Genomic DNA, 24,429 nt, shown 5'->3' with positions numbered 1-24,429 from the left:
CGGAGTGCCCATGCTGTCGCTGATCCAAATCCTTCTGCTGATCCTGGACATTGTCTGGTTCATCATCCTTGCCCATGTGATCATGAGCTGGCTGATCAACTTCCAGGTGCTGAACCTGCACCAGCAACTGGTGGCGCAAATCTGGTACGGACTGAACCGTTTGTTAGAGCCGATCTACGGCCCCATTCGCCGCATTCTGCCCGCCATGGGCGGTCTGGATCTGACCCCTCTGGTGGTGCTGATCGGGGTCTATGCGTTGCGGATCATCCTGATCAACAACGCGGTCTATTTCTACTGACCTCTTGTTCACCGAATCTTAGTATGTGATGGTCCTGTCTTAAGAGCAGATAAACCATAAAACAGGACCCTCCGTCGCATGTTCGACTCCGCACCCTTGTTGCGAGACGTTTTCGGATTCGACGACTTCCGCCCCGGTCAGGAAGAGATCGTCGACGCCGTGACCGCAGGTGAAAACGTGCTGGCGATCATGCCCACTGGTGGGGGCAAGTCCTTATGTTTCCAATTACCTGCGTTGCTGCGAGACGGCGTGACTGTTGTGATCTCTCCGCTGATCGCCTTGATGCGCGATCAGGTGCGTGGGCTGCAGGAAGCCGGTGTCGAGGCGGGCGCGCTCACCTCGGGCAACACCCCCGAAGAAACTGATGCGGTGTGGGACGCATTAGAGGCTGGGCGGCTCAAGCTTCTGTATATGGCGCCCGAGCGTCTGGCCGCCGGGTCGGCGCTGGGGATGCTGCGCAGGATCAACGTCAATCTGATCGCGGTGGATGAGGCCCATTGTGTCAGCCAATGGGGCCACGATTTCCGCCCTGATTATCTGCGGATCGGAGAGCTGCGGCGCGCTTTGAATGTTCCCCTCGCCGCGTTCACCGCGACAGCGGATGCGGAAACGCAGGACGAGATCGTCGAAAAACTGTTCGACGGTGTTGAGCCGCGCAAGTTCCTGCGGGGGTTCGACAGGCCCAATATCCATCTGGCTTTTGCCGCCAAGGATGGACCGCGCAAACAGATCCTCGATTTCGCTGCCGCGCGCAAAACCCAGTCCGGCATTGTCTATTGCGGGACCCGCAACAAGACCGAGGTGCTGGCGCAAGCCCTGCGCGCCGAAGGTCACACGGCCTGCCACTATCACGGCGGGATGGAGGCCGAGGATCGCCGCATCGTGGAAGCTCGCTTTGCGCGCGAGGACGGGCTGATTGTCGTCGCTACGGTCGCCTTTGGCATGGGTATCGACAAGCCGGACATCCGCTGGGTCGCCCATGCGGATTTGCCGAAATCGATCGAGGCCTATTATCAAGAAATCGGTCGCGCCGGACGCGATGGTGGACCAGCCGAGACCCTGACCTTGTTCGGGCCTGACGATATCCGACTACGACGCTCACAGATCGACGAAGGGCTGGCCCCACCTGAACGGCGCATGGCGGATCATGCGCGTCTTAACGCGCTGCTGGGATTGGCCGAAGCACTGAAATGCCGCCGCCAGACCTTGCTGGGGTATTTTGGGGAACAGGCTGAACCCTGCGGCAAGTGCGATCTCTGCGACAACCCGCCTGAAGTCTTCGACGGCACAACGCCCGTCCGCATGGCTCTGTCCGCCATTCTACGCACCGAGGAATGGTTCGGCGCAGGTCATCTGATCGACATTCTGCTTGCCAACGAGACCGATAAAATTCGCGCACGGCGACACGACAATCTGTCCACCTACGGCATCGGCAAGGACTGGTCGCGCCCGCAATGGCAAGCGATCTTCAGGCAGATGATGGGCCATGATTTGGTGCGCCCCGACCCTGAACGCCACGGCGCGCTGCGTATGACAGAAACCGCCAAACCCATCCTGAAAGGTGAGGCGTTGATCGATCTGCGCAAGGATACCATCCGCAAAGCCACCCGACGACCCGCTGTCAAAGCGATGGTGTCCGAGGAAGACGCGCCGCTGCTCTCGGCGCTCAAGGCCAAGCGGCGCGCACTGGCCGAGGCCGCTCGGGTCCCGGCTTATGTCATTTTTCCTGATCGCACCCTAATTGAGATGGCAGAAACCCGACCTGCAAATCTGGATGACATGGCGCGGATCGGCGGTATCGGGTCAAAGAAACTGGAACGCTATGGTTCCACTTTCCTTGAGGTGCTGACCGGCGCGGTAGAAGAGCTGCACCCCGCAAGGCGCAAACTTGCCGGCCGCAATCAGGGCGACATTTACGATCAGTTGCTTGAGGTTCAATCGCAATTGTCGCGTGGCCCCGACGGGATCGACAAACCGCTAAGCTGTACGGCCTCGCAACTGGCGAAAGTGGCGCAACTGCACCCGGATGATCCACGAGCGATGGAGCAGGTTCTGGGTGACCGTCGTCACGAAAGGTTTGGCGCGGCGTTTCTGGACGTGCTGCAACAGGCGGGCTAGATACGCCTGAACAGGCGAGAAACGAGGGCGGATATGCTGGTAGTAATTTCCCCGGCCAAGCGGCTGGATTGGGCAGAACGAAACGTCGAATTAACCCAACCCGATTTTCAGGATGACGCGATCCGCTTGTCGAAGACCGCACGCAATCTGACATTGGGCAATCTGAAAAAACTGATGGACCTGAGCGACGACTTGGCCCGCCTGAACCGCGACCGGTATCGTATGTTCTCGGACGCGCCCGATGCGGAGACGACGCGCCCTGCCGCACTGGCGTTTGCGGGCGATACCTATCAAGGGCTTGAAGCCGCATCGCTGGATGCCGACGAAATGGCCTGGGCACAGGATCACCTGCGCATTCTGTCCGGGCTTTATGGCGTATTGCGCCCGCTGGATGCCATACAGGCCTACCGGCTTGAGATGGGTAGTAAACTGAAAACCAGACGCGGAAAAAACCTGTACGAATATTGGCGCGATCAGCTAAGCAAGGTGCTGAACGCGCAGGCCGCCGAAACTGACAGCAAGGTTCTGGTGAACTGCGCCAGTCAGGAATACTTCGGCGCGGTCGACCTGAAGGCACTGAAGCTGCCCGTTGTGACCCCTGTCTTCATGGAGGACAAGGGCGGCACCCCCAAGATCGTCAGCTTCTTCGCCAAGAAAGCGCGCGGTGCGATGGCACGCTACATCATCCAGCACCACCTGACCGATCCCATTGGCCTGTTGGATTTCGACAGCGGTGGTTATGAATACAGGGCAGATCTGTCTGACGACTACAAACCTGTGTTTGTTCGCCCCTATCAGGCCTGATCGAGCAGTGAAGGGTCGTAGGCTACAAGCTCAACGGTGTTCCGTTCGGGGTCTTGGGTGAAGATACCGCGCCAGCCGATCCAGCCGAAATGCTCGACCCGATAAGGCTGGTCGATCTGGTCGTACCAGCGCATGACAGCATCCTGTTCGACAAAGGGCAGCGACAGCGCGATATGGTGCAGGGCCGAGGCACCCCCTGTTACTGGCATTGCCGCGCCAGTCTGGCCCGATCCACGCTCAGAGCCAACAGACTGGTGAAACAGGGCCAGCACCTGTGTATGTCCACCAAACCCTTCGGCAATCCGAAAAAAGGTGATGGCGCTGTTATGGTCGCCTTGCAATCGCTGCAACCCGATCACCTTCTCATAGAAATACACCATTGCCGCCATATCGGTGCAGCGAATTGCAATCTCACCCAATCCCCGGGGGCGAAAACCGCGCTCATCTGACATAAATCGATCCTATTCCGTACTTTCACCTTCTGCACCGACCAATTGGGCATCGGCTGGACGATGTTCCAGTATCATCTTGTGGATCAGTTTCTTGTGCAACGGTTTGGTCAGATAATGATCAAGCCCGGCTGCCAGTATGCCCTGATCATCCCCTGTCATGGCATGGGCCGTCAGGGCCACTATGGGAACATGTCGATCCGTTCCGATCTCGCGCCGCCGGATTTCACCCGTCGCCTCTTTCCCATCCATCTTGGGCATCGAGATATCCATGAAAATCAGGTCCGGGTCGAAACTGGCGAAGGTTTCGATCGCCTCCAACCCATTGGAGACGAATCTCAAATCGATATTCAGATCTTTGGTCATCTTTTGAAGGATCAGTTGATTGGTTCGATTGTCCTCGGCTGCCAGAACCCGCATCAGCCTCTGATTCTGCGGAACTTGCGCATAAGTCTCGGGATCAGCGACGCAGTCGTCACTGCGATCCGACTTGAATACAGGAGCACCCAGCGCCATCAGCCGTGAATACAGCTCGGCGCGAGGAATGGGCTTTTGCAATACGCCGTCAATCAGGCGATGGGCCGGGTCGGCATGAATCACACCCGGATTGGCCGACATCACCACAATTGGCAGACCACCCCATCCTTTGTCGCGCAGTGTTGTGGCGAGTTCCAGACCGTCCATGTCCGGCAGATCGTGATCGCACAGCACCAGATCAATAGTTTTGTCCATTGCAGAAAGCGCTTCAGCCCCTGTTGAACAGGTGAGCGCCTGAGACCCAAGGCGACTCAGTTGCTTGGTCAAAATGGCGCGGTTGACGGCCATATCCTCGACCACCAGAACACGGCCCAACTGCCCCGCCAGATCAGGCGGAACGGGCTGCGGACCCTCAGCCGTGGGCAGTGTGATACGGAACCCAAAGCAAGATCCTTTGCCCGCGTCACTTTCGACCCAGACGGCACCGCCCATCATCGAGATCAGCCGCTTGGTGATTGCCAGCCCCAAACCCGTGCCTTCGAATTGGCGGTTCTGGGCATCCTCAACCTGATTGAATTCACCAAAGATGTGCGGGACCTTGTCGGCTTTGATTCCGATACCCGTATCCTCGATGGCCACGTGGATGTCGCAGGTTTCAGTTGTCGCGTCAGGAACACCGGTCACCCGGATAAGGACATGGCCCTGCGCGGTAAACTTCACTGCATTGCCGACAAGGTTGGTCAGAATCTGCCGAATCCGCCCCGGATCACCCACATAAAGCGTCGGCAGGAACAGGTCATAGTCCACCAGCAAGGTCAGGCCCTTGTCGCGTACGCTGGGTTGCAACAGCATCGCGACCTCAAGGATACAGCGCTCCAAATCGAACTGTTCGGGGTGCAGCGTCAACTTGTCGGCCTCGATCTTGGAATAGTCGAGAACATCGTTGATGATGACCAGCAAAGCCTCGCCCGAATTGCGAATTGTGCTTACATAGAGCCTTTGTTCTTCGTTCATCGGGGTTTCGGTCAGCAGTTCGGTCATACCGACGATCCCGTTCATCGGCGTGCGAATCTCATGGCTCATATTGGCCAGAAAGGCGGATTTGGCGCGGTTTGCGGCCTCGGCCCGTTCACGTGCAGCGTTTAGCTCGGCCTCATGCCGGACCGAGGCTGTGATGTTCAACGCCAGGCTCAGCACGTCACCGCCGTGGCCCCGCTGATCAATCAGCCGGATATACTGGCCGTTCCACAACTGGATCACCTCGGGTTCGGGGTGCGGTTGCGCCCAGCGTGCAAGCATACGCGCCTGCCAGTCCGCGATATTCTCCGCGCCGATGTCCACGATACCTTCATGGGTCAGAATTTCGAGAATACGCGTGTAGCTGATCCCCGGCGCGACCTCTTCCAGCCCATCGAAAACGCTTAGGTAAGCGGCGTTGGCACCGATCAGTGTGTTGTTGCCGTCGAAAAAGGCAAACCCGTCAGGGATGGTCTGGATCGAATGCCACAGGCGGCGTTCAGCCTCTTCGATCTTGGCATTGGCCACGGTCAGATCGGATTTGACCTTTTCGTTTTCATCGCGAACCGTCGCAACCTCGGCCTGAGACTCATCGATCTGACGTGTCAATGCGATAGCATGACGTCCCAATTTGCGGTTGGCAGCAGACAACTCGGCCTGTTTCAGATGCAACAACCGCTCGGCCGCCAGTCGTGCGCGCCGTTCCTGCGCCAGTTTCTCAGCAAGACTCATGTAAAGTTTTCCCGCGATAATCTGCTCAGAGCATCGCGGTAGAGCATGAAAAAGTGCTTAAGCAGCGTTAGCGACGTCCCTCACGCAACCAACCGGCCAAGAGGAACCCACCGGCCAGCAACAGCACCAGCCAGGGTGGAAGCAACCCGGCCTGTGTAACATCGCGAGTTTCATAGGCGTCGCGCGGGGTCAGACCGATCCAGCCCCGACCTGCTGCCGGTCGGCCCGCACGGACATTCCGGATTGTGGGCAGACCCTCTTCCAACCGGATCGTTCCCCCGCGCAGGCTGGCCAGAACGGGGCTTAGAATCTCATCGGTCGCGATCGTGCGCTCGAATTCCTTTGGTGCAGCAGGACCAAGACCGATCACGGCAGAATGCGCACCCTCTTCCAGACGGTACAGGCCAATTTCAGGGCCGAAGTACTGCGCCTCGAACCGACCGGGCGAGACTTCGTTTAGCGTAATCTCCAAGGTGTCACCATTGGGGAGGGTGACCGTGACTGGGCCAACCTCATCCTCCAGCGTTTGACGGATAATACGCATGGACTGGCCGTTCGCTTCGGCCCACAGCGCCTCTTCCTCAAGCTCGGGTTCTTTCATCATCCAATGCGCCAGCCTGCGGAGTAGTTCCAGCTGCGGGCCACCACCCTCAAAGCCGCGGCTCCATAGCCAGGCGTGGTCTGATGCCATCAGCGCCACACGGCCTTCACCCACGCGATCCAACAGCAGCAACGGACGATCATCCACGCCGGTCATGAGCATATTGCCGGACAGCTGGCTGACATCGATCTGGCGCAGCCAAGCGCCCCAAGTCTCAGCATCGCCCAGATCAGCGGTAACCGGATGACGCTGGCCCAGATCGGTGACCATGGGCACGTACCGTTCCTCGTAAACCCGCGCACTGGGTTTTGCGGGCAGGACCGGCCCAAGCGGGGATCGGTACAGGCTGTCAGCCGTGGCAAAATCAGGGCCAGCAGCGACCAGCACCGCGCCACCATTGACGATATAGTCGCCAACATTGTCCAGATAGATCGCGGGCAGGATGCCGCGCCGTTTGTAGCGGTCAAAGATGATCAGGTCGAAATCATTGATCTTCTCCAGAAACAACTCTCGCGTTGGGAAGGCAATCAGTGAGAGCTCATCCACCGGTACGCCATCCTGTTTTTCCGGCGGCCGGAGGATGGTGAAATGGACCAAATCAACCGAGCTGTCAGATTTCAGCAGGTTGCGCCAAGTACGCCCGCCCGGATGCGGCTCGCCCGATACCAGCAGAACACGCAGGCGATCCCGCACACCGTTCATCTGGATCAGAGCCGTGTTGTTGCGGTCGGTCAGTTCGCCCTCGGCCTGCAGGACCGTGAACTGGATGACGTTCCGACCACCATGCGGCAGCGTGATCGGGAGCTCGACGTCCAGACCGATTGGAATGGTGAACTGCTCGGGTTCACCTCCATCGACGGATATCTCAAGCGGAGCGTTAGTAACTCCAGCAGGCGCAGCGCCGGTATCTTCGACGCGCAGGGTCAGGGTCACGGGCTCACCGATAATGGCGAAGGCTGGGGCGTTACGCACGATCAGGCGCCGATCCCAATCGCCTTCGCGCCCGGTCTGCAACAGATGCATTGGAGCAGGTAGGTCGGGTGCCAGGTCTGCATCATGAACGATGCCGTCTGACACCACGACAATGCCCGCAATCCGTGCACGGGGTTCTTCGGCCAGTGCCGCGTTCAGCGCAGCCATGACCTGCGTGCCCTCGTCACCATCGCCGTCACCAACCTGGATGCGGCGCAGCTCGGTATTATCTCGGGCTTCGATCTCGGTCGCGAGGTCGTTGGCAGCCTGAGCAGTCTGTTCGGCACGATCCGATAGGGTTTGACTGGCGCTTTCATCTTCGATCATCAACACGATGTCGGTAAGCGGCGCGCGATCTTCGACCTGATAAACAGGACCGCTAAGCGCCCCGAGGATGACCAAGGCCGCCAAGCCGCGCAGGGCCCAGCCCGACAGACCGCGCCAAATCGCCAGAACCACACCTGACATGGCAATCAATGCCACGGCTGCCAGAAACGGCCACGGGATTAGCGGGTCAAAGATGACGGTTCCGGTCATTGTCCCAACCTGTCTAAAAGCGCGGGCACGTGAACCTGATCGGATTTGTAATTCCCGGTCAGCACATGCATTACCAGATTAACCCCAAACCGATTGGCCAACTCGCGCTGTCGTTCTCCGGCATAACCGCGACCCACGGGCAACAGGGACTGACCGTTGCGATCCACCGCCCAGGCCCCGGCCCAGTCATTACCGCCGATCACCACCGGGGTCACGTTATCGTTGAGGTTTCGGAAGGGCATTCCTTCGATCTGCTCGGCATCGGGTGGCGCGGCCTCGACCCAGACCTCGGTGCCAGAATATCGTCCGGGGAAATCCTGCAGCAGATAAAAGGCGCGGGTCAGGACATGATCACGCGGGACAGGCTCTAATGAGGGGATATTCAACGGGGCGGCCAGTTGTTGCAGCTTGCGCCCATTGGGGCTGGACGCCCCGAAACCGGCGATATCGGCGTCGCGCGTATCAAATAAAATCATCCCGCCCGAACGCAGATAGGCGTTCAGCTTTGCATAGGCTTCAACCGAGGGCTGTGGCTGGTCCGGAGTAACAGGCCAATAGAGCAGCGGAAAGAATGCAAGCTCATCACGTTCAAGGTCGATGCCAATCGGGTCGGCGGGTTCGACCGAAGTGCGAAAATGCAGCGTCTGCACCAACCCACGCAGCCCGGCCAGCGCGATATCGTCGACCTGAGCATTCCCGGTAAGTACATGGGCCAGCACAAGCTCATGCGTCGCGTTCAATGCAAAATCGGTGTCTTCAGGGGTCTGCGCCCGCGCCTCAGGGGCAAGGAACAGGGCAGCAAGCGCAAATGCAACAGGGGTTGCCTTGGCCAAGCGCCCCGACAACGCCAAAGACGCAATCACATCGATTGTCAGCAACAACAGTGCAAGGCCAAGCAACAGCCCTTCCAACGGAGTCTCATTGCTGATCTCCTGACCCCGGATTGGGACGTCAGACGGCCAGACCACCGGGGATAGTACAGCATCCTCGGCAAGAACATTCCGCGCCAGTTTCTGCTTGCCGTTTTCATAAAGCCCCGGGCGCAGGTCCGGCCCGATTTGCCCAGAAACCAGTTCGACTCCATCGACACCGGGCAGCGTTCCTGCGTCAGTCAAAACACCGAAGCCATCCATTATTTGAATCGGCTCCCATACGGTGCCCTGCATCTGAGCCTCTTGACGCGATTTGGCAGCAGAGGCAACGGCAAGCCGGTCGAGCATTTCGACAAACAGCCCGGACAGCGGCAGGCTGGACCATTCCGCATCAGCCGTGACATGGAACAGAACCACCTGCCCCAGCCCCAGCGGTTTTCGGGTCACCAGTGGTGTGCCATCCGACAGTGACGCAATGACCCGATCCGACAAATTAGGGTCTGGTTGTGCCATGACCTGAGTGGTCACAGAGACGTCCGCAGGAATCTCCAACCCATAGAACGGCGAGTTTTCAGTGAACGGAGCAAGCCCCTTCGCTTCACCCCAGCTCATGGCGCCGCCGACCGAGCGGCCCCCGCTACGAAGTCGAACCGGCAACAGTGCATCCTCAGTATCGCGCCCCAGATCGCTGGCGGCCATGCGCGGGCCGGCAAAGCGCAGCAATAGGCCGCCCTGTTCAACCCATTCGACGACTTCAGTCTGTTCCGACTCGGACAGCTTGGCCACATCCGCCAATACGATCACATCCGGGTTAGCGGGGAGAACCTCGGCCAGGCCGCCTTCGACAAAATCAGCGGTCGGAATCAGCACCTGTGTCAGGTAGTGAAGCGGCGACAGTAACTCTAACCCTTCGCGGTTCAGGGTACCTGCGATCAATGCCACTTCGCGCCGACGCAGGCTGTCATCTGTCAGTGTAATGGCACCGGCAGAGCGCTGGCCTTGAATCTCGAACCGTGTAATGCGTGCGCGCAGTTCCGATGGAAGCGCAAGATCAATTTCCGCCTGCGTAGAGCCGTTTTCGAACTCAAGATTGGTCGATTGCAGCACCCGCATTGCTCCTGCCGGGTCGCGCCCCTGCGCCAGAACGGTGACTCTTTCCTCTGGTCCTGGATTAGCGCGCTGTACGCTGAGTCGGATTGCGCCGTCCTGATAGGTGGCGGGCAAGATCGCGGTAACGGGTGCAGAGGATTGGTAGACAATCACGTCCCCACGCGCCTGCAGGGCAGAAGTCAAACGATCATGGCCGACATAGGACAGACGGTCGCTGAACCAATGGGTGTCGAAGCCACCTTCGACCTGCCCCAACGCGATCAGAGTTTGGTCAATCTGCGCTTGGGTTGGCTGCCACGGCATCGGTGTAAGGCCCGGCAGACGACCACGCCACGCCTCGGCGGCCTGAAACACAGGTGCCTCAGGCTCAGTCAGACGCAAGATCGACACAGGACGACCCGCCCGCCCGGCTTCCGTCAATTGCGCATCAATCTGATCAAGTGTCGAGGACCAACGTGTCGCGCCTCCCCAGCTTGCATCCAGTACCAGCAGAAGCGGCCCGGATCCGGTCTCATCGCGTGAGGGGTTCAGCACCGGCCCTGCCAGCCCGATGATGATCGCTGCGGCTGCCAGCATCCGCAGTAGCAGCAACCACCATGGTGTACGGTCCGAAACGCTTTCATCATCCTTCAATCCCAGCAGCAAAGTGACCGCCGGGAAAAGACGTCGGATCGGTGCAGGTGGGACGGCACGCAGGATCAACCACAAAATCGGAAGGGTCAGAAGACCCAGCAGCACCCAAGGCGCGGTAAATCCGATTCCTGCAAGAACCGTCATTGCGCACCCCCATCCAAGGCGCGATAAAGCCACAACAGAGCCGATTGAGCGCTGTCATCGGTGTGATGGAGCCCCATCTGCCAGCCAGTCGCGCGGCACAGGTGGGTCAGCGCATCCTTGCGCGCCGCTAAGCGATCCAGATAACGATCGCGCAAATCAGCGGCCTTCAAGGTTTCATGTCGAGCAGTGCCACCAACACTTTCAAAAATGGTACGTCCCGAATAGGGAAAGGACTCCTCGCTGGGGTCCAGAACCTGCAGCAACACGCCGCGCACGCCCCGGTCAGCGGCTTTGGTAAGGGCCAGCTCGACCTCGTCCAGCGGCCCAAGAAAATCCGAGATAAACACCGCACGCGCATGCGGGATCATGGCGCGGTGTTCGGGTGGCGCGTAATCGGTTTGCGCATCTTCAGACCAGGCTTGGGCCAGCCGAATGATCTGAGCATTCCCCCTGCGCGGGGGCAGCGTCGTGCCAGTCAGACCAACGCGCTCGCCGCCACGCACAAGCAGGATAGCGGTCGACAGCCCCAGGAGGCGCGCACGATCGGCCTTGGTCGGCAAGTTCTTGTCCGAAGCAAACCGCATCGACGCGCCCTGATCGACCCAAAGCATGATCGACTGTGCAATCTGCCATTCGCGCTCACGTACAAACTGCTGATCACCACGGGCCGAACGGCGATGGTCGATCAACCGGCGACTGTCGCCAATCTGCGCAGGGCGGTACTGCCAGAAATCATCCCCCAGACCCGAGCGTCTCCGCCCGTGATCGCCCAATAAAACGGTTCCGGCCAGATGCTCGGCCCGCGCCAATAACGGCGGCAACCGGGACGCTTCGGCCTCGGAGCGTTCGCGTAGGGTCTGGGCGGCGCTCACGCCGCGGCCTCAGTTCGGACCAGCCCAGTAGCGGTGGACTCAATCAGGTCAGAGAGGCTGTCACCACGTGCCCGCGCCGCGAAGTTCAACGCCATACGGTGGCTAAGAACCGGACGCGCCATGGTCAGAACATCCTCGGCATTGGGGGCCAAACGGCCTTCCAGCATCGCATTTGCGCGCACGGTCATCATCAGAGCCTGCGCAGCGCGCGGTCCGGGACCCCAGGCAACAGTTTCCTTCACCCGCTCTGACACACCTGCCTCATCCGGGCGGAAGGCGCGGACCAGATCGAGGATCAGTTCGACAACCGACTCTCCTACAGGCATCCGGCGCAACAGAACCTGTGCGGCCAGCAATTCTTCTTTCGTGAAAATCTGATGCGCCTCGGCTTCCTCGACGCCCGTGGTAGCCAGCAAAATATCTCGCTCGGTCTGGCGATCCGGATATTCCACGTCGACCTGCACTAGAAACCGGTCCAGTTGAGCTTCGGGCAATGGATAGGTCCCTTCCTGCTCAATCGGGTTCTGCGTTGCCAGCACATGGAACGGTACGCCCAATTCGCGGTCTTCGCCCGCGACTGTCACCGTACGCTCTTGCATCGCCTGCAACAGCGCCGATTGGGTCCGGGGACTGGCACGGTTGATCTCGTCCGCCATCAGCAACTCACAGAAAATCGGGCCGGAGATGAAGCGGAAATGGCGGCTGCCATCTTCGGCAGTATCCAGCACTTCCGAGCCCAGAATATCAGCAGGCATCAGGTCCGGCGTGAACTGGATGCGGTTGCCATGCAGGCCCATCACGGTCGAAAGCGTCTCGACCAACCGCGTCTTGCCCAGCCCCGGCAGACCGATCAGCAGCGCGTGACCGCCGCACAAAAGCGCGGTCAGGGTCAGGTCCACGACCTTCTCCTGCCCGATAAAGCGGCGGGTGATCGAGGATTTGGCCTCTTGCAGCTTGTTTTCCAGCGCTTCGATCTCGGACACGAGGTCGGCAGGTTCGGACATGAGGTTCCCTTCCGTGGACTGTTATGATTGAAGTGTATCGCGCTGAGAGGAAATGGCAAAAGCAATGAGCGGACAAAAACCCGTGACCCCTTCACCAGACGGTCTGGCAGCTTCGGTCAAAGCGGCCAAAACGCGGGGTTTGCCGCCCGTTCACCTATGGAATCCTCCGTTTTGTGGCGATCTGGACATTCGGATCGCCAAAGATGGCACATGGAGTTATCTAGGGTCACCGATCAACAGGGTCGAGCTTGTTAAGCTATTTTCCTCAATTCTTAAGAAAGAAGAGGGTAGGTACTTTCTCGTCACTCCCGCTGAAAAGGTGGGAATCACCGTCGAGGATGCGCCGTTTGTTGCCGTTGATTTTGAGCATGAGGGACAAGGCAGAGCCCAACGTCTGACTTTTACGACGCAAGTGGGCGATACAGCCATCGCCGGGCCCGATCACCCGATCCGCATTGTCCTAAATACGGAAACTGATGAGCCCTCACCCTACATATTGATGCGCGCGAATCTTGAGGCGCGCATTGATCGCAAGAGCTTTTACCGGTTGGTCGAGATCGCCAGACATCACGACGGTTGGTTTGGTGTCTGGTCGGACGGCCAGTTTTTCCCACTGATCGCATCTGATGTGCTAGAGGATTGAACCGGTCGCGGCTTGCGGTCCTGCGCCAGCACGACTGCAAGTGCCACCAGCGACGCGCCCAGCGCGCGGGTCCAGTTCCAGTCCTCGCCCAGCGCCATCATGATCACCATCACATAAAATGGCGCGATATTGATGTGGAATGACGCCAGGGCGACCCCTAATTTTCCTACTGATGCTATGAAGAAAAACTGGCTCAGGCCCAGTGAGAACAGTGCGTAGAACACCAACATACCCATCTGCGCCACATCAACGGGGCGTGTAGGCAAGACCTCTAGCCCCAGCAATCCGGCTAACGGTACTAGAATGGCTGCGGTCGACAATCCTCCGACCAAGGTAATGGTGCTACGGCCCAACTGGCTAAGCTCGGGGAAGTCGCGCGCAGTGGCCATGCTGGCCCAACAGAACAGCGCGGTAGACACCACTGCGCACATCGCACCCAGTCCTAATTGTGCCGGTGCCACCGCGCTGGTGGCAATCAGGCCGCCAATGATTGAAATCACCAATCCCAGCGCAAAGCTCCAGCGCAATCGCCGCGTTCCCGCCACAAGCTCCATGATCGTAGCGATCAAAGGCGCACACGAGGCGATAATGGCAACGGTAACTGGGTCGGTCAGCTTCTGCGCCACAAGGATCAGGAACATCCCCGACCCTAGCCCCAAACCTCCAACCAGGAGGGCATGGCCCCAACGGGCGCGCAATACCTGAGCCGGTCCGTCCAGAATCAGCCAGATTGGTACCATGACCAACACCGCAAGAGACATCCGTGCTGCGAACAGGGCGATAGGTGGCCAGCTTTGCAATAGGATCTCAGCCGCCGGGAAACCCGCCGCCCACGTCAGCATCGAAGCCACCGCCAGCGTATTTCCGGTGAACGCGGTCTGTCGACCGTCAGATACAGCTATAGCGGTCCCGCGCGCGGGTTCAGGGCTCATGGCCATCGTGATCAGACCTTATTGTTGGCGCGGCCCTCGCAACGGGATACCGCTCGAGCCTGATGGTCCCTGATTCGAAAGCCTTTATCTGGCCGATTTTCGACAATCTGTCGTTTTCAGTCTCTTTCACGTGGCCGTCGTGATCGCTAGGCTCTGCAAAGTTCGACACCGGATGCCCGATGCCCAGATTTGCCGCCAATCTTTCACTGCTGTTTGCAGAACTGCCCTATCTCGACCGGTTTCAAGCCGCCGCGCAGGCCGGGTTTACGGCTGTTGAAATTCTCTTCCCCTACGACCTCGCGGCCAAAGAGACCCGCCGCGCGCTGCTGTCCAGCGGGCTTGATCTGGTGCTGATCAACGCCCCGCCCCCGAATTATACCGGCGGTGAACCGGGTTACGCCGCCATGCCCGGCAGCTCTGACAGGTTTAAGTCCGATATCCGGCGCGTTCTGCGCTACGCGGATGTGCTGCGGCCAGAGATGATTCACGTTATGGCCGGATACGCTTCCGGCCCCGAGGCCCTGCGTTGTTTTGTCGAGAACCTGCAATGGGCCGCCGACCTCGCGCCGGCACAGCGGTTTACAATCGAACCGCTCAACCCCGTATCGCAACCCGGTTACTTCCTGAACAATTATGATCTGGCCGCCGAAGTGCTGGACCGCGTCGACCGCGCAAATGTCGGCCTACAATATGACAGTTTTCATGCGCAGATGATCCACGGCGACGCGCTGGCGATTTGGCTCCGTTTTCAGCCCCGTATTGTCCATGCACAGATCGGGGCTGCGCCGGATCGCTCGGAACCCGGGCTGGGTACAATGGACTTTGCCGCGTTGTTTGCTGCGATGGACCAGTCGGATTACAGCGGCTGGGTCAGCGCCGAATACAACCCCTCAACCCGGCGGACTGAGGACTCACTGGCTTGGATACAGTATTAAACCCTGCATGAACGCTGGATTTTCAGACTGAAATGGCGCAATTGAGGGCATCGACACGCCAAGGATGCCTCGCATGATATCTGCCCGCTATGCCAATGCCCTGTTCGCCTTGATCATGTCCGGCCTGATGTCCTGCGTCGTCACCGGCATAGCCACGCTCAAAGCTATCGGCTTCAGCCCTTCAACACTCGGAGACTGGATGGCCTCTTGGGCCTTTTGCTGGCCTATCGCCTTTACCGTCATCCTGACGCTGGGCCCTTTCGTAAAACGCCTGATCGCCCGCCTGGTCAGGCCAGAAGCCTGACCCGCTGCAAAGAGGGCCCGCAGGGCTTGATGAGCAGCGCCGCCCCTAATGGGCCTCGGCCCAGTTCGCGCCTTGTCCGGCATCCGCGACCAGCTTGATATCCAGCTTCACTGCCGGATCAGCCGCCCCTTCCATCACCGCGCGCGCGACCGAAATGGTTTGATCCACAGCCTCTTCAGCCACTTCGAACAGCAGCTCGTCATGCACCTGCAACAGCATCTTGGCGGGCAAGCCGTTGATCGCATCCGGCATCCTCACCATCGCGCGCCGGATCACATCTGCTGCCGTCCCTTGGATCGGAGCATTGATCGCAGCACGACGCGAGAACCCCGCATGCGGCCCCTTGGCATTGATCTCGGGTGTATGGATTTTCCGGCCGAACAGGGTCTGGACATAGCCATTCTCTTTGGCAAACGCGATCGTGTCGTCCATATAGCGCCGGATGCCCGGGAAACGTTCGAAATAGCGATCGATGAAACCCTGCGCATCCGCCCGGGGAATGCGCAGATTGCGCGCCAACCCAAAGCCCGAAATGCCGTAGATCACACCAAAGTTGATCGCCTTGGCCTGACGACGGATATCCGGCGTCATCTCGTCCAACGGAACATCAAACATCTCGGACGCTGTCATTGCGTGAATGTCCAATCCATCCGCAAACGCCTGTTTCAGGGTCGGAATATCGGCGATATGGGCCAGTATCCGTAGCTCAATCTGGCTGTAATCAAGGCTGACCAGCACATTGCCCGGTTCGGCAATGAACGCCTCACGTATGCGCCGACCTTCCTCAGTCCGCACCGGAATGTTTTGCAGGTTGGGGTCGGTCGAGGCCAAACGGCCCGTATTCGCCCCCGTAATCGAATATGACGTATGCACCCGGCCCGTATCAGGATTGATATGGGTCTGCAGCGCGTCCGTATAGGTCGATTTCAGCTTGGAGAGTTGCCGCCAGTCCAGCACCCGGCGCGGCAGTTCATGTTCGGTCGCAAGGTCCTCAAGAATGTCCGCCCCGGTCGAGTACTTCCCGGTCTTGCCCTTCTTGCCGCCCTCAAGCCCCATTTTGTCGAACAGGATTTCACCCAGTTGCGCCGGCGAACCGACGTTAAAGTTCTCACCCGCCAATTCGTGGATTTCAGCCTCTAATCCGGCCATCTTCTGCGCAAATGCATTTGACATTCGGCTGAGAACATCGCGATCGACCTTGATGCCATGCATCTCCATTTCTTTGAGAACCGGCACCAATGGTCGTTCAAGTGTTTCATACACCGTCGTCACCTGAACCTGATGCAACTGCGGCTTGAATAATTTCCACAGGCGAAGGGTGATGTCCGCATCCTCGGCAGCGTAGGCCGTGGCCTCGTCAATCGGCACCTTGTCGAAAGTGATTGCAGACTTGCCCGAGCCAAGCAGAGGTTTGATGGGAATCGGCGTATGGCTCAGATAGCGTTCAGATAGCGTATCCATGCCATGCCCATGCTCACCGCCATGCATGGCGTAGGACATCAGCATCGTGTCGTCGATGGGGGCGACGTCGACGCCATATCGCTTAAAGATCTTGGCATCGTATTTCATGTTCTGTCCGATCTTCAGGATCGACGGATCCTCAAACATCGGTTTCAGCAAGTTTAGAGCCGCATCCAGCGGCATCTGTCCATCGGCCAGCGCATCCGATCCGAACAGATCATCGGTCGCGCTTTCACGGTGAGTCAACGGGATGTAACAAGCCTCACCCGCCTCGACACATAGCGAAATCCCGACCAAATCGGCGATCATCTCATTCAGGCCAGTGGTCTCGGTATCCACCGCAACCCAGCCGCGCTCGTAGGCCTGATCGATCCATTTCTGCAAAGCCGCAGCATCGCGCAGGCATTCGTATTTCGTTGCATCAAATGGGACGTCTTCGGCCTGTGACTCCGCCTCGGGCGTGGATATATCGGGGATGACAGGGGAATCGACGCCCAGCTTGTCAGCAATGCGTTTGGTGAGCGTCCGAAATTCCATCTCTGCCAGAAACTTCATCAAAGTCTCAGCATCGGGATCCTTCACCTCAAGGTCATCCAGAGTGAAATCCAACGGTGTGTTTTCATCCAATTGCACAAGTTTCTTCGAAAGCTCGATCTGGTCGCGCTTTTCGATCAGAGTCTGGCGGCGCTTGGGCTGTTTGATCTCTTCAGCGCGATCCAGCAGGGTTTCCAGATCGCCATATTCATTGATCAACAGCGCTGCCGTCTTCACACCAATGCCCGGAGCGCCCGGTACGTTATCCACCGAATCCCCGGCCAAAGCCTGCACATCGACAACCCGCTCGGGCCCGACGCCGAACTTCTCAACCACCCCATCGCGATCGATCCGCTTGTTCTTCATCGCATCCAGCATCTCGACACCGCCGCCCACAAGCTGCATCAGGTCTTTGTCAGAACTGACAATGGTCACCCGCCCACCGGCCTCACGTGCCTGAACGGCGAGGGTCGCGATAATGTCGTCGGCTTCATAGCCTTCAAGTTCTTTGCAGGCGATGTTGAACGCTTTGGTGGCTTCGCGCGTCAGCGGCATTTGCGGGCGCAAATCTTCGGGCATCGCTTCACGATTGGCCTTGTAGAGATCATACAGATCATTACGGAACGTATGCGAGCCCTTGTCGAAGATCACCGCAACATGGGTCGGCGCATCCGGCCCGGCGTTCCCTTCGACATATTTCTGCAGCATATTGCAGAACCCCGATACCGCCCCAATCGGTAGCCCATCTGATTTCCGCGTCAACGGCGGCAAAGCGTGATAGGCGCGGAAGATAAAGGCTGATCCATCAATCAGATGCAGATGGCAGCCTTTTCCGAATTGGGTGGTGGTCATATGAGGCTCCTGCGCTGGGTTGCGCCAAGTTGTACATAAGGGCTGCACGAAAGACGAGGCCGCCTGGCAAATTCGTTGCGACCTAATTTGCCCGTGGTCTGGCCTTAGCTATTCGAAAAGGTGCGCTTATCCGCATTCCAAGCCAAACCTGCTTTTTGCGCGATCAACGAGAACTGTTTGTTCAGCGAGCGATCATTCAGACGTTGGGACAGGCTGCGCAGTGGGATGAGGTTCCGCTCACCATATCCATCGATCAGGAAGCAGGCCGGACCAGCGCCCCTTGTCCCGTAGACAATATTCGAACTTTTGACGTCGCGCGCGACGATGTGAAGGTCAAACATCTGCCCGACGAATGCATTCAGCGCATCTAAAACCGGGGCGTCCAATCCACTACGGCAGACTTCATACAGCTTTGGTGCAAGCCCGCCATCAAGGCCAGAAATGCGCTCAACCACAACCCCCGCCCCATGCGTCGTCTGAACCACGCCCAACATCCTGGACAGGGGTGAACGCTCAATTTCTGTCCCGAGTTTCAGCGATACCCGCAGCTCGCATTCCAGCTCTTTTAGCGTGCTGCGATACTGCGCCTCGGGGAACAGTTTCCATGCCAGTCGCTTGCCAAGCCTGTGCGAGACACGATCTTGGGACCGGGTAAAAACTTTGATCAGTAAGTCAGGATGACCGGGAAAGTCATAGACACTGCGCACAGTCCCGTTCGCGATTGGCTGGCTGTCGGAAAGGTCAATCGTTTTGGCTGTGAACAGCATTATCCATCCTCGCCAGTTACGACCGCCTGCCGTCCTGGTCGCCCTTACGCGTCCTGACCAGAGTCCTCACCACGCAGCACGTATTTGCAATCGCAATAGGGGCACTCGACCCAACCAGTGTCTTCGGGAATCTGCAGCCAGACGCGCGGATGACCCAGCGCACCCTCGCCACCATCGCAGGCGACGCGGGTAATTTCGACAATCTTGGTTTCCGGCGCTTCGATGGTCACGGCTGGCGATCCTTCTTTGGTTGTCGGCCTCGCGGGCATGTATTAGGTGCGTTTATGGGCGATGAGCAAACCGGGGGCAAGGGCCACATGTCCGATGCGGCAATCACAATCAGATCACTGCGCAAGACCTATCGCGGCGGCAAGGGCCAGCCCGAGAAACAGGCTTTGAAAGGGATCGACCTGACGGTGCCGCAGGGGTCCGTTTTCGGTCTGCTTGGCCCGAATGGAGCCGGCAAATCGACCCTGATCAACATTCTGGCGGGGCTGGTGGTCAAAACGTCTGGCAGCGTCTCGATCTGGGGCTTCGACCAGGATCAAAACCCGCGCCAATCCCGCGCCGCCATCGGCGTGATGCCTCAGGAATTGAACCTTGATCCGTTCTTTACACCTCGAGGCGCATTAGAAGTTCAGGCCGGGCTGTACGGTGTTCCCAAGTCTGATCGGCGAAGCGATGAGATCCTCGACCTCGTTGGCCTTGCCGACAAGGCCGAGGCCTATGCGCGCACGCTCTCGGGCGGAATGCGGCGGCGTCTGCTGCTGGCCAAAGCGCTGGTGCACCATCCCAAGATTCTGGTGCTCGACGAACCCACGGCGGGTGTGGATATTGAACTGCGACAGATGCTTTGGGCCAATGTGCGCAAACTGAACGAACAGGGCATGACCATCATCCTGACCACGCACTATCTGGAAGAAGCGCAAGAGATGTGTGACGAGATCGCCATTATCAATCACGGCGAAAAGATCGCACAAGACAGCACGGCCAATCTGCTGGGCCGCATGGACAGCCGAACCATGGTGATCGTGCCGGATAGCCCCATTCAGACTCTGCCTGTAGCGGATAACGTGATTGCAGCGCAACGTGAGAACGGCGACCTTGTGCTGCAATACCACAGCAACCTAACTACAGCCGAGCAGGTGCTGGAATCTGTACGTCAGGCCGATATTCGCATCCAGGACGTCCGCACTGAAGAAGCTGATCTTGAGGATGTGTTCCTTGCGTTGACCTCCAGTCGGGTCGACGACGCAACTGTCAACGACCCGAACCAACCACATCGGGGGATGCACCGCGTCAAGCTTTAGACACGATCGATCCGTGCGTGATAACAGTTGTTCAGAGCAGATCGGATGTGGATGTAAGCGACTTCAGCGCGGGAGAAGATTTTTTCAGCCGCCTCATGCAACTGCGCCTGTGGGGTGATGATCCCGGTTCCATAGACAATTCGGTCGTCCGGACCATACCCTTTGATCAGGTAGTTGGGCGAGTCGGTCAACGCCTCGGGCAGCACATCCTCACTTTCATAGCGTGCGCAGGGGTCGGCACAAAGGAAGATCGGTCCAGTCTCTGCATAAGGCTGCGTTTCCGGGAAGGGTCGGTGCGCCAACACCAGCATCTCTTTGCCTTCCGGTATGTATTTCAAACAATGACGGCATGGGTTGCCCGCCCCATTGGAAATCGCGCGCTCTGGTGGGTTTCCATATCCATCCGGCGCACCGGCGCGATATGCCTGGACCTGCTGTGTTGGTAGGGCTGAAATTCCGTGCATGATGTTTCTCCTTGATTTGAGATGATCATGGCAATCGCTTGTTTTGGACTCGACCCGTTTCCTGCGTATTGCAAAATCTGCAACCCTGCTTGCAAAAGAATGTTAGCGATAAAATAAGGGCTACCCGTCAGACCAATTTGGGTCTAAGCAAACATCAAACACCCCAAACGATCCATCTATGATTGAGGCTTTTGTCATGAGCGCTCAGAACTCCACCCTTCGTGGGCTTGCCTTTGCGTTCTTAGGCTTTGCCGTCTTCGCGACGCATGACGTACTGATCAAGGTGCTGGGTGGCACCTATTCGGTTTTGCAGATCATCTTCTTTGCGACGCTGTTTTCCTTTGTCCCTATGGCAGTAACAATTCTAGCCGATCGGACCACTGGGAATTTCCTGCCGCGGCATCCGTGGTTGGTGCTGTTGCGATCAGCGACGATGATCATGGCCATGTCTTGTGCCTTCTACGCTTTTTCGGTGCTGCCGCTGGCCGAAGTCTATTCCCTGCTATTTTCCTTCCCGCTGATCGTAACTGTTCTGTCGATTCCGATTCTGGGTGAGGTGGTCCGAGCCCAAAGGTGGGCGGCCGTGGGCGTCGGCCTGATCGGCGTCCTGATCGTCCTGCGCCCTGGCGCGACCGAAATCACCCTGGGCCATTTAGCGGCCCTGGCAGCAGCCTTCTGCAGCGCATTTGCTTCGGTTCTTGTCCGCAAAATCGGGAATGAAGAACGCTCTGCCGTCCTGATCCTTTATCCTATGCTGCTGGCCATCGCCGTCATGAGCGTCGCCCAACCGGCAGTTTATCAACCACCATCATTGCTGCATCTGGCGATGATGGCGTTTGTCGGGGTGTTCTCGGTAATCGCACAGCACCTGATCATCCTTGCTTATCGCGCCGCCCCCGCCGGCGTCATTGCCCCCAGTCAATACAGCCAGATCATCTGGGCCACGATCTTCGGCGTGATTTTCTTCGGCGAGCACCCGGATATCTGGGTCGCCGTTGGCGCAAGTATCATCATCGCATCAGGTGTTTTCGTGGTTTGGCGAGAGAGCCGATCAAACACTACCTCTGCTAATACGCCTGTGCTGCGCGTCAGGTCGCCCCGGTCAGATACTGGAGCGACGAGGCCCGGAGAATAAGAAACGGCGCGCATTGCAGCGCGCCGTGCAATCCATTTCAGCCCTTATAGAGCCTTAGTAGACGACCACTGATCGGATACTCTCGCCCTTATGCATCAGGTCGAAACCGTGGTTGATGTCATCCAGGCCCATGGTGTGGGTAATCATGGGGTCGATCTCGATCTTCCCGTCCATGTACCAATCCACGATTTTCGGGACGTCGGTGCGTCCACGCGCTCCGCCAAACGCGGTGCCACGCCATGAGCGGCCTGTTACCAGTTGGAACGGTCGGGTCGAGATTTCGGCACCCGCAGGTGCCACACCGATGATGATCGATTCACCCCAGCCCTTGTGAGCCGATTCCAGCGCTGCGCGCATTACGCCGACATTGCCTGTGGCGTCAAAGGTATAATCCGCGCCGCCCTTGGTCAGGTTGACCAGATACGGCACCAGATCACCTTCGACCTCAGAGGGGTTCACGAAATCGGTCATGCCGAACTTGGTCGCCATTTCCACCTTGGCTGGATTCAAATCAACGCCCACGATCTGATCCGCGCCAGCCAGACGCAGGCCCTGAATCACGTTCAGGCCGATACCGCCCAAGCCGAACACGATGGCACGGCTGCCAATTTCTACCTTGGCAGTGTTGATCACCGCGCCAATTCCGGTGGTCACGCCGCAGCCGATATAGCAGATCTTGTCAAAGGGCGCGTCCTCACGCACTTTGGCGAGCGCTATTTCAGGCAGAACCGTATGGTTCGAGAAGGTCGAGCAGCCCATGTAGTGCAGGATCGGATCGCCATCCAACGTAGAAAAACGCGAGGTGCCATCCGGCATGAGGCCCTGGCCTTGGGTTTCGCGAATTGCCTGGCACAGGTTGGTCTTGGGATGCAGGCAGTATTCGCACTCACGGCACTCGGGCGTATAGAGCGGGATGACGTGATCGCCGGGTTTCAGGCTGGTTACACCCGGGCCGACCTCAAGCACGACACCTGCGCCTTCATGGCCCAGAATGGCGGGAAACAAGCCTTCAGGGTCGGCGCCCGACAGGGTGAATTCATCGGTATGGCAAATGCCTGTCGCCTTGATCTCGACCAGAACCTCGCCCGCTTTGGGGCCTTCAAGGTTTACGTCCATCACTTCCAAAGGTTTGCCTGCCTGAACGGCGACGGCGGCACGGGTACGCATGGTGCTTGTCTCCCTGTCTGTTTTGCCCGACCCTGCGTCAAATACAGGGTTTTTTCAACTGCGCTTTCATGACAGGTTGGCTAAATCTTTGATATTTCAGAAACGACATCACCAGAAAGCCCTGCGCCAATGTACCGTTTATTTCCGATCTTAATTCTTCTGACCGCATGTTCTGAGACCTCTGCACCGCAGGACGCGGCGCTTGAACTAGAGGAGGCACCGGTTGAACTTGCATTTTGCAAGGGAGAACCGTTTGCGAACACTATTGGTGAACCGGTTTCAACCATACAAGCCCAACTGCCTGAACGGTCGCGCGTTCTGGGCCCGGATGATATTGCCACGCAGGATTATCGCATCGACCGGCTGAACGTTTATGTGAACGGCGCAGGCACAATTCAGAGGCTTACCTGCGGATAGGGTCACTTTCCCCGGTACACCAGAATATCGGGCAAATAATCGATCAGGCGCACAACCCATGAGAACGGTGCCGGGAAATCGGTTCGAAACCGGCGACGGGACATGGCGCGCACTACGCGATCGGCCGCATCTTCGGGTGTCATCAGCATCGGCATTTTGAAACTGTTCTTGTCGGTCAGACGGGTCTTGATGAACCCCGGATTGACAATGCGCACCGTCACGCCTGACCCTGCCAGATCGTGCCGCATGGTCTCGGCCAGCGAGATCAGCGCAGCCTTGCTGGCCCCGTACGAGATCGCATTGGGAAGCCCATGATACCCGGCAAGCGACCCAATCAGCGTGATATCACCACTGCCTGAGCCCACAAATCCGGGGACGGTTTCACCCAACACCCGAAGCGCACCGGAATAGTTCACATCGCTGATCGCCAAGGCGGCATCGGTGTCCCAATCTGACGTACTGATCGGCTCATAGGCGCCTGCGTTGTAGACAAGCGCGTCAATTGAGCCAGCCTCCACCACAGCGCGGCGCACAGTGTCGAGATCAGTCACATCCATCGGTACAGCACGTGCATTGGGCAAGGTGCCACAGATTTCATCCAATCGCTCGGCATTGCGAGCAGAAAGGATCAGATGCGCGCCTTCGCGGCTCAGCTTTTCGGCCAAGCAACGGCCCAACCCTTCGCTGGCGCCAATGATCCAATAGGTTTTTCCGTCAAAACTGCTCATGCGTAAGTCTTTTTTCGTACTACTGGGTCGAATACGTTCTGACAGCAGCAATGGATCACGCCCAGCGCTCGTAGCATTCGGCCAGATAACACTACATAGCGCGTCGGAAAAAAACTTCTAACGCGGTTGATCCAAAGGCT

At 58.3% G+C, this 24,429-nt stretch carries 22 protein-coding genes; 9 read left to right on the top strand and 13 right to left on the bottom strand.

Going from position 1 to position 24,429, the window contains the following annotated elements; all coding sequences use genetic code 11:
* Positions 1-10: 10 nt before the first annotated feature.
* From ACR0MP_RS17925 to yaaA, 3 genes are all read left to right on the top strand, one after another.
* Positions 11-298 carry a YggT family protein gene (locus ACR0MP_RS17925; protein WP_170394943.1) on the top strand — a complete coding sequence of 96 codons (288 nt, stop codon included), beginning with the start codon at positions 11-13 and terminating at the stop codon, positions 296-298.
* 78 nt (positions 299-376) lie between these two features.
* Positions 377-2,416: a DNA helicase RecQ gene (gene recQ, locus ACR0MP_RS17920; protein WP_170737148.1), complete on the top strand. Its 2,040-nt coding sequence runs from the start codon at positions 377-379 to the stop codon at positions 2,414-2,416.
* 33 nt (positions 2,417-2,449) lie between these two features.
* On the top strand, positions 2,450-3,220 hold the full coding sequence (gene yaaA / locus ACR0MP_RS17915) for a peroxide stress protein YaaA (RefSeq protein WP_170737146.1): 771 nt from the start codon (positions 2,450-2,452) through the stop codon (positions 3,218-3,220).
* Here yaaA and ACR0MP_RS17910 read toward each other — a convergent pair.
* From ACR0MP_RS17910 to ACR0MP_RS17885, 6 genes are all read right to left on the bottom strand, one after another.
* Positions 3,211-3,672, bottom strand: coding sequence for a VOC family protein (locus ACR0MP_RS17910; RefSeq protein WP_480887498.1), 462 nt, complete (start codon positions 3,670-3,672; stop codon positions 3,211-3,213). The genes yaaA and ACR0MP_RS17910 overlap by 10 nt on opposite strands.
* A gap of 9 nt (positions 3,673-3,681) precedes the next feature.
* Positions 3,682-5,895 (bottom strand): response regulator, encoded by a 2,214-nt coding sequence (locus ACR0MP_RS17905; RefSeq protein ID WP_480887500.1) that lies wholly within the window; start codon positions 5,893-5,895, stop codon positions 3,682-3,684.
* 67 nt (positions 5,896-5,962) lie between these two features.
* Positions 5,963-8,005 (bottom strand): hypothetical protein, encoded by a 2,043-nt coding sequence (locus ACR0MP_RS17900; protein WP_170408571.1) that lies wholly within the window; start codon positions 8,003-8,005, stop codon positions 5,963-5,965.
* A complete protein-coding gene (locus ACR0MP_RS17895) occupies positions 8,002-10,764 on the bottom strand; it encodes a DUF4159 domain-containing protein (protein ID WP_170408572.1) in 2,763 nt (920 codons plus the stop codon). The genes ACR0MP_RS17900 and ACR0MP_RS17895 overlap by 4 nt, the downstream gene beginning before the upstream one ends.
* The gene (locus tag ACR0MP_RS17890; protein ID WP_170408573.1) at positions 10,761-11,636 is read right to left on the bottom strand and encodes a DUF58 domain-containing protein; all 876 of its coding nucleotides are present in this window, start codon (positions 11,634-11,636) and stop codon (positions 10,761-10,763) included. The genes ACR0MP_RS17895 and ACR0MP_RS17890 overlap by 4 nt, the downstream gene beginning before the upstream one ends.
* Positions 11,633-12,640, bottom strand: coding sequence for an AAA family ATPase (locus tag ACR0MP_RS17885; RefSeq protein WP_170394959.1), 1,008 nt, complete (start codon positions 12,638-12,640; stop codon positions 11,633-11,635). The genes ACR0MP_RS17890 and ACR0MP_RS17885 overlap by 4 nt, the downstream gene beginning before the upstream one ends.
* A 64-nt stretch (positions 12,641-12,704) precedes the next feature.
* Between ACR0MP_RS17885 and ACR0MP_RS17880 the strand changes: the two genes are divergently transcribed.
* On the top strand, positions 12,705-13,283 hold the full coding sequence (locus ACR0MP_RS17880; protein WP_480887503.1) for a DUF1285 domain-containing protein: 579 nt from the start codon (positions 12,705-12,707) through the stop codon (positions 13,281-13,283).
* Here the strand turns inward: ACR0MP_RS17880 and ACR0MP_RS17875 are convergent.
* Complete coding sequence (locus ACR0MP_RS17875; RefSeq protein ID WP_480439074.1) at positions 13,208-14,215, bottom strand: DMT family transporter; 1,008 nt, start codon at positions 14,213-14,215, stop codon at positions 13,208-13,210. The two genes, ACR0MP_RS17880 and ACR0MP_RS17875, sit on opposite strands and share 76 nt — an antisense overlap.
* Positions 14,216-14,394: 179 nt before the next feature.
* Between ACR0MP_RS17875 and ACR0MP_RS17870 the strand changes: the two genes are divergently transcribed.
* Positions 14,395-15,150 carry a TIM barrel protein gene (locus ACR0MP_RS17870; protein WP_170408575.1) on the top strand — a complete coding sequence of 252 codons (756 nt, stop codon included), beginning with the start codon at positions 14,395-14,397 and terminating at the stop codon, positions 15,148-15,150.
* A gap of 73 nt (positions 15,151-15,223) precedes the next feature.
* A complete protein-coding gene (locus ACR0MP_RS17865) occupies positions 15,224-15,454 on the top strand; it encodes a DUF2798 domain-containing protein (protein WP_170408576.1) in 231 nt (76 codons plus the stop codon).
* A gap of 45 nt (positions 15,455-15,499) precedes the next feature.
* Here ACR0MP_RS17865 and polA read toward each other — a convergent pair whose 3' ends face one another.
* The 3 genes from polA to ACR0MP_RS17850 form a co-directional block, all read right to left on the bottom strand.
* Complete coding sequence (gene polA, locus ACR0MP_RS17860) at positions 15,500-18,301, bottom strand: DNA polymerase I (RefSeq protein ID WP_480887506.1); 2,802 nt, start codon at positions 18,299-18,301, stop codon at positions 15,500-15,502.
* 104 nt (positions 18,302-18,405) lie between these two features.
* Entirely contained in the window at positions 18,406-19,068 is a 663-nt protein-coding gene (locus ACR0MP_RS17855) for a YrbL family protein (RefSeq protein ID WP_170408578.1), read from the bottom strand.
* Between the two features lie 44 nt (positions 19,069-19,112).
* Positions 19,113-19,298 (bottom strand): zinc-finger domain-containing protein, encoded by a 186-nt coding sequence (locus tag ACR0MP_RS17850; protein WP_170394974.1) that lies wholly within the window; start codon positions 19,296-19,298, stop codon positions 19,113-19,115.
* A gap of 87 nt (positions 19,299-19,385) precedes the next feature.
* Here ACR0MP_RS17850 and ACR0MP_RS17845 point away from each other — a divergent pair, with 87 nt between their 5' ends.
* Positions 19,386-20,378 carry an ABC transporter ATP-binding protein gene (locus tag ACR0MP_RS17845; RefSeq protein ID WP_170395098.1) on the top strand — a complete coding sequence of 331 codons (993 nt, stop codon included), beginning with the start codon at positions 19,386-19,388 and terminating at the stop codon, positions 20,376-20,378.
* Here ACR0MP_RS17845 and ACR0MP_RS17840 read toward each other — a convergent pair.
* Positions 20,375-20,842: a DUF1203 domain-containing protein gene (locus ACR0MP_RS17840; RefSeq protein ID WP_170394977.1), complete on the bottom strand. Its 468-nt coding sequence runs from the start codon at positions 20,840-20,842 to the stop codon at positions 20,375-20,377. The two genes, ACR0MP_RS17845 and ACR0MP_RS17840, sit on opposite strands and share 4 nt — an antisense overlap.
* Positions 20,843-21,038: 196 nt before the next feature.
* Here ACR0MP_RS17840 and ACR0MP_RS17835 point away from each other — a divergent pair, with 196 nt between their 5' ends.
* Positions 21,039-21,977 (top strand): DMT family transporter, encoded by a 939-nt coding sequence (locus tag ACR0MP_RS17835; protein WP_170408579.1) that lies wholly within the window; start codon positions 21,039-21,041, stop codon positions 21,975-21,977.
* A 54-nt stretch (positions 21,978-22,031) separates the two neighbouring features.
* On the opposite strand, the gene ACR0MP_RS17830 is transcribed toward ACR0MP_RS17835, so the two are convergent.
* Entirely contained in the window at positions 22,032-23,144 is a 1,113-nt protein-coding gene (locus tag ACR0MP_RS17830) for an S-(hydroxymethyl)glutathione dehydrogenase/class III alcohol dehydrogenase (RefSeq protein ID WP_170394983.1), read from the bottom strand.
* Positions 23,145-23,273: 129 nt separating this feature from the next.
* Here ACR0MP_RS17830 and ACR0MP_RS17825 point away from each other — a divergent pair, with 129 nt between their 5' ends.
* Positions 23,274-23,561 carry an I78 family peptidase inhibitor gene (locus tag ACR0MP_RS17825; protein WP_170408581.1) on the top strand — a complete coding sequence of 96 codons (288 nt, stop codon included), beginning with the start codon at positions 23,274-23,276 and terminating at the stop codon, positions 23,559-23,561.
* 2 nt (positions 23,562-23,563) lie between these two features.
* Here the strand turns inward: ACR0MP_RS17825 and ACR0MP_RS17820 are convergent, their stop codons facing one another.
* Complete coding sequence (locus ACR0MP_RS17820) at positions 23,564-24,289, bottom strand: SDR family NAD(P)-dependent oxidoreductase (RefSeq protein ID WP_170515234.1); 726 nt, start codon at positions 24,287-24,289, stop codon at positions 23,564-23,566.
* Positions 24,290-24,429 lie beyond the last annotated feature (140 nt).

Source organism: Ruegeria sp. K3 (genome assembly GCF_056531845.1).
Note: the sequence above shows the minus strand (reverse complement) of the source record. Positions and strands in the feature narration are given on the sequence as shown.

Coding starts and splice junctions, on each gene's coding strand:
- ACR0MP_RS17925 (WP_170394943.1), top strand. CDS start 11: ATGCTGTCGCTGATCCAAATCCTTCTGCTGATCCTGGACATTGTCTGG.
- recQ (WP_170737148.1), top strand. CDS start 377: ATGTTCGACTCCGCACCCTTGTTGCGAGACGTTTTCGGATTCGACGAC.
- yaaA (WP_170737146.1), top strand. CDS start 2,450: ATGCTGGTAGTAATTTCCCCGGCCAAGCGGCTGGATTGGGCAGAACGA.
- ACR0MP_RS17910 (WP_480887498.1), bottom strand. CDS start 3,672: ATGTCAGATGAGCGCGGTTTTCGCCCCCGGGGATTGGGTGAGATTGCA.
- ACR0MP_RS17905 (WP_480887500.1), bottom strand. CDS start 5,895: ATGAGTCTTGCTGAGAAACTGGCGCAGGAACGGCGCGCACGACTGGCG.
- ACR0MP_RS17900 (WP_170408571.1), bottom strand. CDS start 8,005: ATGACCGGAACCGTCATCTTTGACCCGCTAATCCCGTGGCCGTTTCTG.
- ACR0MP_RS17895 (WP_170408572.1), bottom strand. CDS start 10,764: ATGACGGTTCTTGCAGGAATCGGATTTACCGCGCCTTGGGTGCTGCTG.
- ACR0MP_RS17885 (WP_170394959.1), bottom strand. CDS start 12,640: ATGTCCGAACCTGCCGACCTCGTGTCCGAGATCGAAGCGCTGGAAAAC.
- ACR0MP_RS17880 (WP_480887503.1), top strand. CDS start 12,705: ATGAGCGGACAAAAACCCGTGACCCCTTCACCAGACGGTCTGGCAGCT.
- ACR0MP_RS17875 (WP_480439074.1), bottom strand. CDS start 14,215: ATGAGCCCTGAACCCGCGCGCGGGACCGCTATAGCTGTATCTGACGGT.
- ACR0MP_RS17870 (WP_170408575.1), top strand. CDS start 14,395: ATGCCCAGATTTGCCGCCAATCTTTCACTGCTGTTTGCAGAACTGCCC.
- ACR0MP_RS17865 (WP_170408576.1), top strand. CDS start 15,224: ATGATATCTGCCCGCTATGCCAATGCCCTGTTCGCCTTGATCATGTCC.
- polA (WP_480887506.1), bottom strand. CDS start 18,301: ATGACCACCACCCAATTCGGAAAAGGCTGCCATCTGCATCTGATTGAT.
- ACR0MP_RS17855 (WP_170408578.1), bottom strand. CDS start 19,068: ATGCTGTTCACAGCCAAAACGATTGACCTTTCCGACAGCCAGCCAATC.
- ACR0MP_RS17845 (WP_170395098.1), top strand. CDS start 19,386: ATGTCCGATGCGGCAATCACAATCAGATCACTGCGCAAGACCTATCGC.
- ACR0MP_RS17840 (WP_170394977.1), bottom strand. CDS start 20,842: ATGCACGGAATTTCAGCCCTACCAACACAGCAGGTCCAGGCATATCGC.
- ACR0MP_RS17835 (WP_170408579.1), top strand. CDS start 21,039: ATGAGCGCTCAGAACTCCACCCTTCGTGGGCTTGCCTTTGCGTTCTTA.
- ACR0MP_RS17830 (WP_170394983.1), bottom strand. CDS start 23,144: ATGCGTACCCGTGCCGCCGTCGCCGTTCAGGCAGGCAAACCTTTGGAA.
- ACR0MP_RS17825 (WP_170408581.1), top strand. CDS start 23,274: ATGTACCGTTTATTTCCGATCTTAATTCTTCTGACCGCATGTTCTGAG.
- ACR0MP_RS17820 (WP_170515234.1), bottom strand. CDS start 24,289: ATGAGCAGTTTTGACGGAAAAACCTATTGGATCATTGGCGCCAGCGAA.